At 70.1% G+C, this 14,560-nt stretch carries 15 protein-coding genes; 8 read left to right on the top strand and 7 right to left on the bottom strand.

Translation table 11 applies throughout. The annotated features are described in order from the left end of the window. Positions 1-154: 154 nt before the first annotated feature. The 3 genes from BBK82_RS16200 to BBK82_RS16210 are packed head-to-tail and all read right to left on the bottom strand — an operon-like array spanning position 155 to position 2,051. Complete coding sequence (locus BBK82_RS16200) at positions 155-583, bottom strand: thioredoxin family protein (protein WP_065915765.1); 429 nt, start codon at positions 581-583, stop codon at positions 155-157. Continuing rightward, a complete protein-coding gene (locus tag BBK82_RS16205) occupies positions 580-1,422 on the bottom strand; it encodes an LmeA family phospholipid-binding protein (RefSeq protein WP_065915766.1) in 843 nt (280 codons plus the stop codon). The genes BBK82_RS16200 and BBK82_RS16205 overlap by 4 nt, the downstream gene beginning before the upstream one ends. Then, positions 1,419-2,051: an alpha/beta hydrolase family protein gene (locus BBK82_RS16210; RefSeq protein WP_237048217.1), complete on the bottom strand. Its 633-nt coding sequence runs from the start codon at positions 2,049-2,051 to the stop codon at positions 1,419-1,421. The genes BBK82_RS16205 and BBK82_RS16210 overlap by 4 nt, the downstream gene beginning before the upstream one ends. A gap of 264 nt (positions 2,052-2,315) precedes the next feature. Here BBK82_RS16210 and BBK82_RS16215 point away from each other — a divergent pair, with 264 nt between their 5' ends. From BBK82_RS16215 to BBK82_RS16245, 7 genes are all read left to right on the top strand, one after another. Further along, positions 2,316-3,068 (top strand): response regulator transcription factor, encoded by a 753-nt coding sequence (locus BBK82_RS16215; RefSeq protein ID WP_065921110.1) that lies wholly within the window; start codon positions 2,316-2,318, stop codon positions 3,066-3,068. A 10-nt stretch (positions 3,069-3,078) separates the two neighbouring features. Further along, on the top strand, positions 3,079-3,954 hold the full coding sequence (gene mshD, locus BBK82_RS16220; protein ID WP_065915768.1) for a mycothiol synthase: 876 nt from the start codon (positions 3,079-3,081) through the stop codon (positions 3,952-3,954). 198 nt (positions 3,955-4,152) lie between these two features. Further along, positions 4,153-5,259, top strand: a complete 1,107-nt coding sequence (pstS, locus tag BBK82_RS16225; protein ID WP_065915769.1) for a phosphate ABC transporter substrate-binding protein PstS — start codon at positions 4,153-4,155, stop codon at positions 5,257-5,259. Positions 5,260-5,292: 33 nt separating this feature from the next. Continuing rightward, a complete protein-coding gene (gene pstC / locus BBK82_RS16230; protein ID WP_083267984.1) occupies positions 5,293-6,357 on the top strand; it encodes a phosphate ABC transporter permease subunit PstC in 1,065 nt (354 codons plus the stop codon). Next, a complete protein-coding gene (gene pstA / locus BBK82_RS16235; RefSeq protein ID WP_065915770.1) occupies positions 6,354-7,268 on the top strand; it encodes a phosphate ABC transporter permease PstA in 915 nt (304 codons plus the stop codon). Before pstC ends, pstA begins: the two co-directional genes overlap by 4 nt. 10 nt (positions 7,269-7,278) lie before the next feature. Beyond that, entirely contained in the window at positions 7,279-8,055 is a 777-nt protein-coding gene (gene pstB, locus BBK82_RS16240; protein WP_065915771.1) for a phosphate ABC transporter ATP-binding protein PstB, read from the top strand. A 28-nt stretch (positions 8,056-8,083) separates the two neighbouring features. Then, positions 8,084-9,277: a hypothetical protein gene (locus BBK82_RS16245; protein WP_154697344.1), complete on the top strand. Its 1,194-nt coding sequence runs from the start codon at positions 8,084-8,086 to the stop codon at positions 9,275-9,277. A 6-nt stretch (positions 9,278-9,283) separates the two neighbouring features. Here the strand turns inward: BBK82_RS16245 and phoU are convergent, their stop codons facing one another. Together phoU and BBK82_RS16255 are read right to left on the bottom strand one after the other, a co-directional pair. Further along, a complete protein-coding gene (phoU, locus tag BBK82_RS16250; protein WP_065915773.1) occupies positions 9,284-9,949 on the bottom strand; it encodes a phosphate signaling complex protein PhoU in 666 nt (221 codons plus the stop codon). Positions 9,950-10,021: 72 nt separating this feature from the next. Continuing rightward, positions 10,022-11,794 carry an LCP family protein gene (locus BBK82_RS16255; protein WP_065915774.1) on the bottom strand — a complete coding sequence of 591 codons (1,773 nt, stop codon included), beginning with the start codon at positions 11,792-11,794 and terminating at the stop codon, positions 10,022-10,024. 472 nt (positions 11,795-12,266) lie between these two features. On the opposite strand from BBK82_RS16255, the gene BBK82_RS50240 reads away from it, so the two are divergent. After that, complete coding sequence (locus BBK82_RS50240; protein ID WP_154697345.1) at positions 12,267-12,872, top strand: TrbL/VirB6 family protein; 606 nt, start codon at positions 12,267-12,269, stop codon at positions 12,870-12,872. Positions 12,873-13,063: 191 nt separating this feature from the next. Here the strand turns inward: BBK82_RS50240 and BBK82_RS50245 are convergent, their stop codons facing one another. Further along, positions 13,064-13,312, bottom strand: a complete 249-nt coding sequence (locus BBK82_RS50245; RefSeq protein WP_154697346.1) for a hypothetical protein — start codon at positions 13,310-13,312, stop codon at positions 13,064-13,066. 299 nt (positions 13,313-13,611) lie between these two features. Next, positions 13,612-14,457 carry a GGDEF domain-containing protein gene (locus tag BBK82_RS16260; protein ID WP_083268818.1) on the bottom strand — a complete coding sequence of 282 codons (846 nt, stop codon included), beginning with the start codon at positions 14,455-14,457 and terminating at the stop codon, positions 13,612-13,614. Positions 14,458-14,560 lie beyond the last annotated feature (103 nt).

Genomic DNA, 14,560 nt, shown 5'->3' on the forward strand with positions numbered 1-14,560 from the left:
GCTCGTCGTGCGACACAGGCTGCTGCGCACGCGGCACAGGTCAACCGCGCGTCGCCTCGTGAGCAGCATGGTCATGCCAGCGAGGGTAGTACCGGATCCCTCGGTCCGGGAGATATGTCCATCTGGTGGAACAACGCAGGTTCACTCGACCGGATTAGGCCGGTTGCGCGCCCAGATGGGGGCGCAGGGCTTCGAGCAAGGTGTCGCGTTTCGGGACGCCGCCGACTCGCAACACCTCGGTGCCGTCGGCCGTCAGGGCCAGCGTCGTCGGCGTGCGCATCACGCCGAGCTGGGCGGCGACGTCCGGCAGGTTCGTCACGTCCAGTTCGGCGTGGGCGAGGCCGTCGGTGCGGTCGGCGAGGTCGCGCAGGACCACCTTGGCGTGGCGGCAGGGCGCGCAGAACGTGGTGGAGAGCTGGACCAGGGTCACGCCCGGCGTGAGCAGCTCACGCACGGGCGCCGGCAGGTCGGCGGCTGCGGAGGAACGGGACGACTGCTTGATGCGGCCCTCGCGGACCTTGAGCAGCACACCGATCGCACTGGCCACGGCCAGCGCGCCCAGCAGCGCCCAGACACCTGTCATCGTTGTTCCAACGGTACATCCGTGATCACGCCGCTCAGGGTGAACGCACCGTTCTCCACCTCGACGGCGGTGGGCTTCGCGCCGAACGGGAGGGCGCCGGGGTCGATCTTGATGGCGAGTGCGTTGCGCAGCTGCGGGACGAGCTGCTTGAGCGACGCGTCCTCGAGCTCGATGTCGTCAACGCTGATCTGGATGGCGCCGTCGACGAGCGCGATCTGGCCGTAGGCGGTGACCGTGACGGTCTTGCCGGCGAGGTTGGTCTGGCCGGAGAGCTTGATCGCGGCGGTGGTCTTGGGCTTGGGGGTCTCCGGCGCCACGGGCGTCGGGGTGGCGGTGGTGGTGCGGTTGTCCGGCTCGATCGAGAGCTTGTCGAACGGCGTGACCTGGTTCGCCAGCCGGTTCAGGTCGAGCGCCTTGATCCGCACCTTGCCGTCGACCTGGTCGATGGTGGCCTTGGAGACGTTGCCGGCGAGCAGGTCGCCGAGCTCGACGCGGGTGTGGTGCAGGTCGGCCTCGATGTCGAGGTCGCGCAGCTCGATGTCCTTCTGCTCGTCCTTGATCGGCACGCCGTACGCGTCGATCTCCACGCGCGTGTAGTCGCCGCGGACCGCCTGCAGCACGAACGGGAAGCCGCTGATCCGGACCGACGGGTCCTCCTTGAGCTGCAGCTTCTCCCGCATCCGCTGCGCGATCTGGTACTCGGCCGCCGCCGCCAGCGCGAAGTCGGCGGCCACCAGCAGCACGCCGAGCACGAGCACCGCGATGACGAGGAACTTGCCGCGCCGCGACTTCCGCTTGACCTTGCGCGCGCCGCTCTGTCCAGAGTGCCCTGCAGTCATCCCTCGTCCTCGACGTTGCCGGCGGTCCAGGCCGCCATCCGGTCTACCAGGTCAGGAGTCGTCGCAGACTCCGCGTGCCGCATGCCGGGCTCCAGCCACAGCTGCGCATGTCCGGAGGACGCGCGGTGCAACGACTTGGCGTGTTCCGGCCCGAAATAGTGATCCAGCTCACCGTGCACGACCAGCAGTGGGGTCGGCGTGACGCGCGAGACCACCTCCAGCGGGCTCTCGGGCACCTGTACCCACGGGTCACCGAGCCGAACCCCGATGGCGCGGGCCGCGAGCTTGCCGTGCGGTTGCTCCAGCAGCCAGTGCACCCGGCGCATCGGCGCGGTCTCCCGCGACCACCAGCGCGCCGGCCCGCTGACCGAGATCACCGCGTCGGGCTTGGTCTCCTCCAGCGCCGCGTGCCGGATGACGACCGAGGCACCCATCGAGAACCCGACCGTGGCAACGCGGGTGTAACCCAGTTCACGAGCCGTCCGGACGGCCGCCTCGACGTCGTGGACCTCGTCGGCGCCGACCGTGCAGCGCCCGCCGGACCGGCCGTGGCCGCGGAAGTCGAACGCCACGACACCCGCGTGCCGGGCGAAACGGGCCAGCACCCGTGCCACGTACGGCTTGGTCACGTTGTTCGTGAACCCATGTCCCACAACGAAAACGAGCGAGCTTTCACCCTTGTGGTGGACCCCGTGCAGGCGCACGCCGTCGTGTGACATGGATGTAACAGGCGTGACGCTTGTGGAAACAACTGTGAGCACGGCTTCTTGACCTGGGACTTTCTCGGGGTGCACCGGTATTGTCTCCGTCATCCGCAGGCAACGGGGCCCGGTCACCGTACGCCGCTGGTCTGGTCGTGGTGACCGACCACGGCCGACTTGGAGGGCGCCGCGATGAGCATCGACGTGCTTCTGCTGACGACAGACCCCGACCCGGAGGCCGTGCTCCCCGCGCTGGCACTGCTCCCGCACGCGGTCCGCCCGCTGCGCCCCGAGGTGTCCGCGCTCCTCGAAGCGGGCCCCCACGACATCGTGCTGGTCGACGCCCGCACCGACCTGGTCGGCGCCCGCTCGCTGTGCCGCCTGCTCGACTCGTCCGGCGTGGACGTCCCCGTGGTGGCCGTGGTCACCGAGGGCGGCCTGGTCGCGGTCAACTCCGACTGGTCGGTCGACGAGATCCTGCTCCCCACCTCCGGCCCGGCCGAGGTCGACGCCCGCCTGCGCCTGGTCCGCTCGCGCCGCGGCGCCACCCAGCCCGGTGGCGACGGCGCGCTGCAGCTCGGCGACCTGGTGATCGACGAGGCCACCTACACCGCGCGCCTCAAGGGCCGCCCGCTCGACCTCACCTACAAGGAGTTCGAGCTGCTCAAGTACCTCGCGCAGCACGCGGGCCGGGTGTTCACCCGCGCGCAGCTGCTGCAGGAGGTCTGGGGCTACGACTTCTTCGGCGGCACCCGCACCGTGGACGTCCACGTGCGACGGCTGCGCGCCAAGCTCGGCCCCGAGCACGAGGCGTTGATCGGCACCGTGCGCAACGTCGGCTACAAGTTCGTCCGGCCGCCGCGTCCCGGCTCGTCCCGCCGCGCGTCCGATGTGGAGGCCACCGACTCCGTCCGCGTCCTGGATGACGAGTTGATCGCGCGGTAGGTTCGCCGGTGTGGCGGAACTGAGCTGGCACGACGAGCTGACGAGCGACCAGGCCGCGGAGGTCGCGCGGCTGCTGAGCGCCGCGGAGGCGACCGACGGCGTCGCCCCGGTGGGCGAGGCGGTGCGGCTGCGGATGCGGCCCGGAGCCACCGGCAGCAGGCACCTGCTCGCGACTGTGGACGGTGAGCTCGCCGGTTACGCGCACCTCGACGTGCTGGGAGACTCCGGCGGCCACCAGGTCGCCGAGCTCGCCGTGCACCCCGGGCACCGCCACCGCGGCGTGGGTGCCGAGCTGGTGACGGCGCTGCCCGCCGAGAACCTGCGGATCTGGGCGCACGGCGGCCACCCGGACGCGGCCAGGCTCGCGCAGGAGCTCGGCTTCCAGAAGGCCCGCGAGCTGCTGCGGATGCGCCTGCGCGTGCAGGACGACCTGCCGGAGCCGACGCTGCCCGACGGCGTCACGATCCGGTCGTTCGTGCCCGGCAAGGACGAGGCCGCGGTCGTCTACGTCAACCACCGCGCGTTCGACTGGCACCCCGAGCAGGGCGCGATGTCCATCGAGGACGTCCGGGCCAAGGAGGACGAGCCCTGGTTCGACCCGGCCGGGTTCCTGCTCGCCTTCGACTCCGACGACCGGCTGGTCGGCTTCCACTGGACGAAGGTGCACACTCCCGCGCTCGGCGAGGTCTACGTCGTGGGCGTCGACCCCGACCGGCAGGGTGGTGGTCTCGGCAAGGCGCTGACGCTGGCCGGCCTGCGGCACCTGCGTGACCAGCGGGTCGAGGAGGTCATGCTGTACGTCGAGTCGGACAACACGGCGGCGGTCCGGGTCTACACCAAGCTCGGATTCACCCTGTGGGACGCCGATGTCCAGTACGCCCGGTAGTCAACAGATCGTCACAAAACGCATACGCCCTGGTCACGCTGTCACTCGCTTGGCCGTGTGACCCGTCACTTCCCGTTCGGTGTTCACCTGTCGTTCACCCTGACTAGGTGGGCTGTCCACCATGGCTACCTACCTTCCGAAGCGAGCGGCGACGTCCGTCGCGAAACCGCTAATGCTTCCGCAAGGTGGAGGACCAAGGTGAAGATCCAGCGGCACGGCGCCGTGCTCGGCCTCGTCGCGGCCAGCGCGCTTCTGCTCAGTGCGTGTGGTTCCGACAACAACACGGGCACGGGCGGCAGCACGAACACGCCCGCTGCCTCCGGGGTCGAGTGTGGTGGCAAGACCAACCTGAACGCCGAAGGCTCTTCCGCGCAGAAGAACGCGGTCGACGCGTTCGTGCAGGCCTACCAGGCGGCGTGCCCCGGCACCAACCTCGCGTACAACCCGTCCGGCTCCGGCGCGGGTGTCAAGAACTTCAACGCGGCCCAGGTCGACTTCGGTGGTTCGGACTCCGCGCTGAAGGAGGGCGCCGAGACCGAGGCGGCCACCAAGCGCTGCCAGGGCAACCCGGCGTGGAACCTCCCGCTGGTGTTCGGCCCCGTCGCCATCGGCTACAAGGTGTCCGGTGTGGACAGCCTCGTGCTGGACGCCAAGACCACCGCCGCGATCTTCTCCGGCACGGTCAAGAAGTGGAACGACCCGGCCATCAAGGCGCTCAACGGCTCCGCGAACCTGCCGGACAAGGACATCGCGGTCATCTACCGCTCGGACGAGTCGGGCACCACCGACAACTTCCAGAAGTACCTGAAGGTCGCCGGCGGCTGGACCAAGGGTGACGGCAAGCAGTTCAAGGGCGGTATCGGCGAGGGCAAGGAGAAGTCCGCCGGTGTCGCGCAGGCCGTCGGCTCCATCGACGGTGCCATCACCTACGTCGAGTGGTCGTTCGCGCAGGACAACAAGCTCTCGATCGCCAAGATCGACTCCGGTGCCGGTGCGGTCGAGCTGACCGCCGAGACGGCCGGCAAGGCCATCGACGGCGCGAAGATCAAGGGCACGGGCAACGACCTGGTCCTCGACCTCGACTCGATCTACGGCTCCAAGACCGCCGGTTCGTACCCGCTGCTGCTCGCGACCTACGAGATCGTCTGCTCGAAGGGCTACGACGCCGACACGGCCAAGGCCGTCAAGGCGTTCCTCACGGTGGCCGCCACCACGGGCCAGGAGCAGCTCGCCGAGGCCGGCTACGTGCCGCTGCCCAAGGCGTTCCAGGACAAGCTGCTGACCGCCGTGAAGGCGATCGCCTGAGGTTGATGCGAGACTTCGACAAACGCTGACGCGATGAACGATCCCGTCGTGGCCAAGCGCCCCGCCGGCTCCGGTGCCTCCGGAGCCGAGCGGGGCGTTGCGGCTGCTCCCCACGCCTCGGAGGCTCCGATTCCCCCGACACCGGAAGCTCCAGAAACCCCAAAGGCACCGCACGTTCGGCCCGGTGACCGCATCTTCCGCGGCCTGGCGACGGGGTCTGGTGTCTTCATCGTCGTCCTCATCGGCGCGATCGGCCTGTTCCTCATCCTGCAGGCCATCCCGTCGCTCGGGCTGGACAACGTCAACTTCCTGACCAGTCGCGAGTGGAACACCACGGACCCGTCGAACCTGCGGTTCGGCATCCTGGACCTGACGCTCGTCACGGTCGTGGTCGCGGTGGTGGCCCTGCTGATCGCCATGCCGATCGCGCTGGGCATCGCGCTGTTCCTCACGCAGTACGCGCCGCGCAACCTCGCCCGGCCGTTCGCCTACATGGTGGACCTCCTCGCCGCGGTCCCCTCGATCGTCTTCGGCCTGTGGGGCCTGTTCGTGCTCGGCCCGGTGCTCTTCCCGTTCTCCGAGTGGCTGATCGCGAACCTCGGCTGGATCCCGCTGTTCGCCAAGGGCAACGTGAACGTGCAGCTCGGCGGCACCATCTTCACCGCGGGCATCGTCGTCGCGGTGATGATCCTGCCGATCATCACGGCCGTCAGCCGCGAGGTCTTCGAGCGCACGCCCACCATGCACATCGAGGGCGCCATCGCGCTCGGTGCGACCAAGTGGGAGGTCGTGCGCACCACCGTCCTGCCGTTCGGCAAGGCCGGTTACGTCAGCGCCTCGATGCTCGGCCTCGGCCGCGCGCTCGGTGAGACCATCGCCGTCGCGATCATCCTGAGCACCGCCACCTCCTCGTTCGGCTGGTCGCTCTTCGACGGTGGCTCGACCTTCGCGTCGAAGATCGCGCTGGCCGCGCCGGAGTTCAACGACGCGCGCTCGGCGGGTGCCTACATCGCCGCCGGTCTGGTGCTGTTCGTGCTGACCTTCGTCGTCAACGCCATCGCGCGCTCGATCGTCGCCGGCCACAAGGAGTACGAGTGAGCACCAACCTCGCGGACCCCACGCGCCTCGCGACGCCGCCGACGTTCCAGTCGGTCAGCCTGCCCCGCCAGATCAAGAACGGCCTCGCCACCGCACTGGTGTGGGGCGCGTTCCTGATCGCGGTCATCCCGCTGGTGTGGGTGCTCTACACCGTCATCCAGCGCGGGTTCCCGGTCGTCCTCGACGGTGACTGGTGGCAGAAGTCGATGTCGGGCCTGCTGGCCCGCCAGCAGGGTGGCGGCGCGTACCACGCGATCTACGGCACCCTGGTCCAGGGCCTGATCTGCGCGGTCATCTCCGTGCCGATCGGCATCATGGTCGCGATCTACCTCGTCGAGTACGGCGGCCGCTCGAAGCTCGCCAAGGCCACGACGTTCATGGTCGACATCCTCACCGGTGTCCCCTCGATCGTCGCCGCGCTGTTCATCTACACGGTCTGGATCACGTACTTCGGCCTCGGCCGCAGCGCCTTCGCGGTGTCGCTCGCACTGGTGCTGCTGATGGTGCCGGTCATCGTGCGCACGACCGAGGAGATGCTGAAGATCGTCCCGGACGAGCTGCGCGAGGCCTCCTACGCGCTGGGCATCCCGAAGTGGAAGACGATCGTCAAGATCGTCATCCCGACGGCGCTGTCCGGCATCCTCACCGGCATCATGCTGGCCCTCGCCCGCGTCATGGGCGAGACGGCACCGGTGCTGGTGCTCGCGGCGTACGCGCCGTTCATCAACTACAACCTCTTCGACGGCCCGATGGCGTCGCTGCCGTTGATGATGGTGAACGAGCGCAACAACCCGACGCAGGCGGGCTTCGAACGCATCTGGGGCGCGGCGATCACCCTCGTCGTCCTCATCACCCTGTTCAACCTCCTGGCGACCGTGATCTCGCGGGCGCTGGCGCCGAAGACGAAGTGAGCGGGCGGACATGGCCAAGCGACTCGACATCAAGGACCTGAACCTCTTCTACGGCAAGTTCCACGCCGTGGAGAACGTCTCGCTCGCGGTGCCGCCGAAGAACGTGACCGCGTTCATCGGCCCCTCCGGTTGCGGCAAGTCGACCGTGCTGCGGTCGCTCAACCGCATGCACGAGGTCGCGATCGGCGCGCGCGTCGAGGGCAAGGTGCTGCTCGACGGCGAGGACATCTACGCGTCCACTGTGGACCCGGTCGAGGTGCGCCGCACCATCGGCATGGTGTTCCAGCGCCCCAACCCGTTCCCCACGATGTCCATCCGCGACAACGTGGTGGCCGGCCTGCGGCTCTCCGGCGTGAAGAACAAGAAGGAGCTCGACGAGGTGGCGGAGCGCTCGCTGCGCGGCGCCAACCTGTGGAACGAGGTCAAGGACCGCCTCGACCGCCCCGGTGGCGGCCTCTCCGGTGGTCAGCAGCAGCGTCTGTGCATCGCCCGTGCCATCGCCGTGCAGCCCGACGTGCTGCTGATGGACGAGCCCTGCTCGGCCCTGGACCCGATCTCCACGCTCGCGATCGAGGACCTGATCACGGAGCTGAAGAAGGAGTACACGATCGTCATCGTGACTCACAACATGCAGCAGGCGGCGCGCGTGTCCGACCAGACCGCGTTCTTCAACCTGCTGGGTGTCGGTCAGCCCGGTCAGCTGATCGAGGTGGACGACACGGAGAAGATCTTCTCCAACCCCGGGCAGAAGGCGACCGAGGACTACATCTCCGGCCGCTTCGGCTAAATCCGCGGGTTCGGCTAAATTGCTGGGCGTGAGCCCGCAGAGCAAGTCGCGCAAGAAGAAGCAAGGTTCTCGCCCCGGCCGCCGGCCTGAGCAGCAGTCCCCGTACGGGGCGTTGCTCGAGTCGGCGGCCGCTGTGCGTTCCGAGTCCTGGTTGCTCGCGGACGCCTGGGCGAGCGAGGTCGTGGCGTCGCTCTGGCTGGGGTCCTGGCGGTTCCCGGAACCCTCGCAGGCGTTCGAGTCCGAGCACGAGAAGCTCGTCGCGGGGGTGAGCGGGGCCGGTGACGAGGCCGCGCTGACCGCGCTGCGCGCGCTGTCCGGTGTGGCGTCGGGAGACCTGGCCGCCGAGGCTGCGGAAAGCCTTGCCGCGCAGGGGGTTGCCGACCCGGCGTGGTTCGTTCCCGGTGCGGCGCTGGAGTTCCGCGAGGCGTTCCTCGTCACGAACCTGCTGGGCGACGTCGAGGTCGTCGCGATCACCCAGGAACGCGCCGGTGCCGTGGAGACCGTGCTGTTCATGCGGCAGCCAGTGCTGGGCGCCACCGCGATCGAGCTCTTCGCGACGCCTGCCGAGGGCACGACCGCGTTGCTGCAGGACATGATCGCGTCCGCGCCGGGAGCGTTCCGGGACCTCATCATGCCGATGAGCGCGAGCGAGGCGTTCGACCGGGTGTGGCCGGACATCGAGCTGTTCTGGAACGAGGAGCCCGACGAGGAGGCGGAGGCCGGTCTGCTCGACGACGACGAGGAGGCGCGGCACCCGATCCAGCTGATGGCGCTGGCCGACGCGCGGGTGCGGGCGTTGGTGCCGGACGACTACACGATCCCCGAACGTCCGGACAGGACGGACGAGGTGGTCGCGGCGTTCCTCGCGTCCGAGCACGGTGCGGCGCTGCCGGACGCCGAGCTGGCCGGGGCGCTCGCGCGGGTGCTCGCCGGGGAGGCCGCCGCACAGGACCGCGACCCGGTGGCGTACGGGCCCGCGTCGCTGACCGGCGTGCTGATCCTGGCCGTGGCGGCACGGCTGCACGTGTCGGACGAGGACCTGGCCCTGCTGCCCGAGGTCATGCGCGCGTGGGCGTACTTCACCGCGGACGCGCGGGACCTGCCGCGCGAGGAGGCGCGGGAGGCCTGGGACGCGGAACTGCCCACCGTGCTCGCCGAGTTCTCCGAGGCGTACGCCGATCCGGAGCTCGAAGCGGAGCGCGATGGGCAGCTTCGCGGTTAGTGGTTTCTAGATGTCGTCGTCGCCACCGTAGCCGGGCATCCGGCCGGTGACGACGAAGACGGTGCGCTTGGCGACCGACACGGCGTGGTCGCCGTAGCGCTCGTAGAAGCGGCCCAGCAGGGTCACGTCCACGGCGGCCGCGACTCCGTGCTGCCACTCCTTGTCCATGATCACCGAGAACAGGTGGCGGTGGATGTCGTCCATCGCGTCGTCCTCGTCCTCGAGGTTGCGCGCGCGCTCGACGTCCTTCTGCCGGATGACCTCGGCGGCCTCCGTCGCGAGCTTGACCGCGATCCGGCCCATCTCGGTGAAGTACGGCTTGACGTCCTCCGGCAGCGCCGAGGACGGGTGCCGGCGCCGCGCGGCCTTCGCCACGTGCAGCGCCAGGTCGCCCATCCGCTCCACGCTCTCGGCCGCGTGGATCACCGCGAGCACGGTGCGCAGGTCGGTCGCGACCGGTGCCTGCAACGCGAGGAGCGCGTAAGCCTGCTCCTCGATGCTGGAGCGGACGTCGTCGACCTTCTGGTCACCGCTGATGACCTGTTCCGCGAGACCGAGGTCGGCCTGCAGCAGGGCAGCGGTCGCGTTCTCCATCGCCTCAGCGACCATGCCGGTCATGTCGGCCAGTCGTTCGGCGAGCTGTTCTAGCTGGTCGGTGTAGGCCTCGCGCATGGGGGTCAGCCTACGTTGCGGCCATCGCGGCAGCGACATGCCGGCATGAACCGCGGGTGAACCCCAGGCGAATCACTTCGCGCAGGGGTCCTGGCCCGCGTTCACAACGGACAGATCGTTCTTGTTGCCCGCGGCCTGGTTCTGACCTGCGGGAGGAGCGGCAGAACCGTTCTTCGGGTCGACCACCTTGCCGTCGAAGTCGGCACCGATGACCAGCATCACCGCGCCGCCCATCTCCGGGGCCTCCACGAGCTCCGCCTTGGGCACCGCGGCCCGCAGCGTCGCCGCCTTGTCCTCGAAGCCCTTCGCGTAGCGGATGATCGTCTTCGCCGCCCGTTCCGGGGCATCGCCCCGGGAGGAGACCTGGAAACCGACGCCCTGCAACGCGGTGGCGGTGCGCCCGGCCCCGCCGTCGTTGGCCGGGTCGCCGTTGAACACCTGGATCGAGAAGCTCTTCGGGTCGATCACCGAACCCTGCTTGGGCGCGGCGTTCTGCTCGCCGGGCTTCTGCTCGGCCGGCTTCTCCAGCGGCAGCGGAGTTCCGTCGATGATCGACTGGAAGAGCCTCTTGACGCCGTCCTCGTCCAACCGCTCGACGTTGTCGTCCGGGTTGTTGATGAGCTTGGCGTCGTCGGTCCAGTGCGGCATCGTCACGAACGACACCCGGCCCGCCTCCAAGCCCTGCAACGACTGCCCGAGCTCGAGCAGCTGCGCCACGCCGATGTTGTCGCCGACCGTCGCCCTCGTGAAGGCCTTGATGAAGTCGTTGAGCCGGCTGGGGTTCAGCAGCACTTCGCTCGACAGGGCCGTGCGCAGCATCGAGGACATGAACTGCTGTTGCCGCGTGATGCGGGCGAAGTCCGAGGCGTCGTCACCCTGGACGTAGCGGGCGCGCACGTACTGCAGCGCCTGGTCGCCCTTGAGGATGTGCTTGCCCGGCTTGTCGATCACGACGCCGATCTCGTTGTCCTTGATCGGCTTGGACGTGCAGATCTCCACGCCGCCGACCGCCGTCGCCATCTCGCGGAAGCCGTTGAAGTCGATGCTGACGAAGTGGTTGATCTTGAGACCGGTCAGCTGCGTCATCATGTTCGCCACGCACTGGGGTCCGCCCTCGGCGTACACGCTGTTCGCCATGACGTCCTTGGCCGGAGCCAGCGCGCCGCCGTACTCGCCGTTGTCCGAGTTCCAGCTGCGGCAGTCCGGCCGGTCGACGCGCACGTCCCGCGGCAACGACACCACGACCATGCGCTTCCGGTCGGCCGGGATGTGCGCCAGCATGATCACGTCGGAGCGGGCGCCCTTCTCGGTCGCCGTCGTGCCGACGTTGTCGCCCGCCTTCGCGCCCGCCCTGGTGTCCGAGCCGACCAGCAGGAAGTTCTCGTCACCGAGCTGCTTCTCGGCCTGCTGCACCGCCTGCGAGTTGCCGCCGAGCGCGTCGATGTCCCTGAACTGCGAGTCGGCCCACTGCATCGCGCCCCAGCCGATGCCGGTGGACACGAACACCACGGCCGCCGCGGCGATCGCACCGACCTTCGCGGCGCGCATCATCTTGCGCTGCTGCGGCGTGCGCCCGGCAGGACCCGCCTTCTCGTCGCTCTCCTCGCCGACGACGACGGGATCGGCGAACTGGGTCGCCTCCTCGTCCTCGTCGCCGTCGTTGAGCCACGGCATGAGCTTCGCGCGCCGTTCCTTGCGCTGACGCTCCTGCTCCAGCAGCTCGTCGTGCACGGCCGAGAACCGCGCGAGCGTGTGGTCGACCTCGCGGCGCTTCTTGACCTCCTCGCCGATGGCCTCCATCTCGGTGGTCAGCGACATCGGGTCGATGTCCTCGCGCCGCTCCACCTTGGCGACACCCGCCGCCGGGGCGACCTGCGTGGCCTCGGGACCGGGGTCGTCCGCCGGGGCGTCCTCGGGTGCGTTGTTCAGCCGGTCCGCGACGCCACCGGGCGCGCCACCGAGCCGGTCGGCGACACCGCCGGAAACGGGCCTGGGCCCGCTCGACTCCGCCGCGTCGGCATGGATGCCTGCCGGTCACGTCCCGGTCGGGGCACGGCCTGCGCCCGGTGTCCGGACCTTCGCCGGGAGCCGGCGGTCGCGGCACCCTGTTCACCGAAGGCGCGTCACCGGCGAGGAGCCTGCGCGGCCCACCCTCCGGCGGCACCGCGTTCGGCGGCAAGGCGTTGGGTGGCACGACGTTCGGCGGCACGGCGTTCGCGGCACCGTTCGGGTCGGGGCGCCGGATGCTGTTCGACGACGGCACGTCCCGGGTGCCTGCGGCCGGCCTCCGGCACGCCGCCGGGAGCCGGGGCGCGGGATGCCGGTGGAGGACGGGACGTCGTGCCTGCGCGGGCCGCCGTCGAGTGCCTCACCGGGAGTGGGCCTGCGGCCTCCGGTGCCGGGGACGCGGGATGCCGTTCGCCGACGGCGGTCACCGGGAGCGAGCCGCCTCGGCCGCCACCGGGGCGTCGAGCCGCTGCACGCCGTCGGCGTCCGCGGGAACGCCGGGCGGGTCGCCGCATCTGCCGCTGGCCTCGCCGGGCCGCACGCCGGGGCGTCCGGCGCGCTGCGCACCGGTGGCCTCGCCGGGCCGCGCGGCAGGTCGGCGGGAGCCGGACGCCGCTGCGACCCGGTCACGTCACCGGCCTGGTCCGCCGGCACGCCGTTCGCCTCACCGGACGGTTCCGGTCGCCGAAGCGGTCCGTTCGCCTCGCCGGGTCGCACGCCTGGTGCTTCGGCGGGCGGAACAGGCCTGCGCACCGATCCGCTGGCCTCGCCCGGTCGCACGCCTGGTGCTTCAGCGGGCGGAACAGGCCTGCGCACCGACCCGCTCGCTTCGCCGGGTCGCACGCCGGGAGCCGGTCGGCGGGGCGCGCCGTTCGCGTCGGGCCTCGGCCGCATCCCGGTCTGCTCACCGGGGTGAGCGCCGTTCTGCGGACCCTGGGCCGGGTTCTGCACCGGGTTCTGGGCTGGATTTTGGGGCGGCCGTGGCCGCGTTCCGGTTTGTTCGCCCGGACGGACAGCGCCGGGCGGGGTTCTGGCGGCCGGGCCGCGCGCCGGTCTGGTCGGCACGGCGTCACCGCGCCGGGCGCGCGCGCACCGTTCTGCTCGGGTTCAGGCCTGCGCCGCCGACCGGTCTGGTCGGCGCCTGGCCACCGGCGAGGCTCTGCGGTGCCGCGGTTGCCGCTGGTCGGCGGGCGGTTCCGGCAGCGAGCGACGGCCGGCTGCGGGTGGGTCTTCCGGCAGGGCACGCCTGCCGGTGGTGGAGGCGTCGGGCGAGCCAGGCGGGACGGGCCGGGGGATGTTCGTCCTGCTGTGCTGCTCGATGAGGTCCGAGACGCTCAGGCCCCCAGCGCCTTCCATCGAGCGACGTCTACGGCCGGTCGGCTGGTCGTGCTGGGGATCCTGATCACCGCGGGAAGAGGGGCCGCCACGTCGGGGGTCGTCGGGCACCCAATCTCCCTTCAGGGTCAGAAGCGTTTAGCGGTTCGCTATTACGAGTTGACGACGACCGGGACACAAGGGTTGCATCACCGGCGTGTCAGTTGCGCCCGCGATACTACGGATGTAGGCGACTTCTGACGACCACTCCGGGTGATACGAATTCGATCAGTACGCGATTATGAGCAGTCCGCTTGCCCTGAACGGGTGAGCTGGGTCACTCAGCGGTAACCGATCACGCGTGTTTCGGCGATGGCACGCCGCCCGGACGCGGCGCCGGCGAGGCGCACCCGGCCGTCCGAACGGTACGCCACGGCGTTGCGACCCGACTGCTTGGCCGAGTACAGGAGGCTGTCGGCGCGCAGCAGCTGCTGCTCGGCGCTGACCGCCGGCCGTTGCGGAGCTTCGTCGGCGGGCGGCTCGTAGGCCAGGCCCGCGGAGACCGTCACGCGCAGCCCGGGAGCGATCTCGTGCCAGGGGTGACGCTCGACACGTTCGCGAGCAGCCTCGGCCACCTCGACGGCCGCGACGGCGTCCACCCGCGGCAGCACGAGGACGAACTCCTCGCCGCCGTAGCGGGCGCAGAAGGCACCCTCCGGCAGGTCCTGCTGCAGCAGCTCCACCACGCGTTGCAGCACGCGGTCGCCGAGCAGGTGGCCGAAGGTGTCGTTGACCTGCTTGAACCAGTCGAGGTCGATCAGCGCGATCGCGAGCCCGTGCCGGCACGCGCCGTGCTCGGCGAGCAGGTCGATCAGCTGCTGGTCGAGGTAGCGGCGGTTGTAGGAGTCGGTGAGGCTGTCGCGCAGGCTCTGCTCACGTGCCTCTGCGTGCTCCCTGCGCAGCCGGTCGACCTCGCGGCGCAGCTGCTCGGGGACGTGCGGCTCCTCGTCCTGGTCGGCGTGGACGAGGTCGAGCGCAGAGCGCAGGTGCTGGTAGGCCTGGCGCCACTGACCGCGGGAGGCGAGCAACGTCGCGATGGACTCGTGCAGCCCGACGAGCTTCGGCCCCTGCCCGACAGCGAGGTCGGCCTGCTCGTTCTCTGCGATTTCGGGTCGCAGCGCGGTCATCGCGATCACCTCCTTACCTGCCAGGTGTCGTCTCCTAAGAGGCGGCGCTTGAGCTAGAAGGACGCGTGGGGGTGCGATTTCCCCCGTCCGGTTGACCGCGAGC

This window comes from Lentzea guizhouensis (assembly GCF_001701025.1).
In the GTDB taxonomy this organism is placed as follows: domain Bacteria; phylum Actinomycetota; class Actinomycetes; order Mycobacteriales; family Pseudonocardiaceae; genus Lentzea; species Lentzea guizhouensis.

Excerpts from the sequence above, each read along its gene's own strand:
- BBK82_RS16200 (WP_065915765.1), bottom strand. The coding sequence starts at position 583 with ATGACAGGTGTCTGGGCGCTGCTGGGCGCGCTGGCCGTGGCCAGTGCG.
- BBK82_RS16205 (WP_065915766.1), bottom strand. The coding sequence starts at position 1,422 with ATGACTGCAGGGCACTCTGGACAGAGCGGCGCGCGCAAGGTCAAGCGG.
- BBK82_RS16215 (WP_065921110.1), top strand. The coding sequence starts at position 2,316 with ATGAGCATCGACGTGCTTCTGCTGACGACAGACCCCGACCCGGAGGCC.
- pstC (WP_083267984.1), top strand. The coding sequence starts at position 5,293 with ATGAACGATCCCGTCGTGGCCAAGCGCCCCGCCGGCTCCGGTGCCTCC.
- pstB (WP_065915771.1), top strand. The coding sequence starts at position 7,279 with ATGGCCAAGCGACTCGACATCAAGGACCTGAACCTCTTCTACGGCAAG.
- phoU (WP_065915773.1), bottom strand. The coding sequence starts at position 9,949 with ATGCGCGAGGCCTACACCGACCAGCTAGAACAGCTCGCCGAACGACTG.
- BBK82_RS50240 (WP_154697345.1), top strand. The coding sequence starts at position 12,267 with ATGCCGGTGGAGGACGGGACGTCGTGCCTGCGCGGGCCGCCGTCGAGT.
- BBK82_RS50245 (WP_154697346.1), bottom strand. The coding sequence starts at position 13,312 with ATGGAAGGCGCTGGGGGCCTGAGCGTCTCGGACCTCATCGAGCAGCAC.
- BBK82_RS16260 (WP_083268818.1), bottom strand. The coding sequence starts at position 14,457 with ATGACCGCGCTGCGACCCGAAATCGCAGAGAACGAGCAGGCCGACCTC.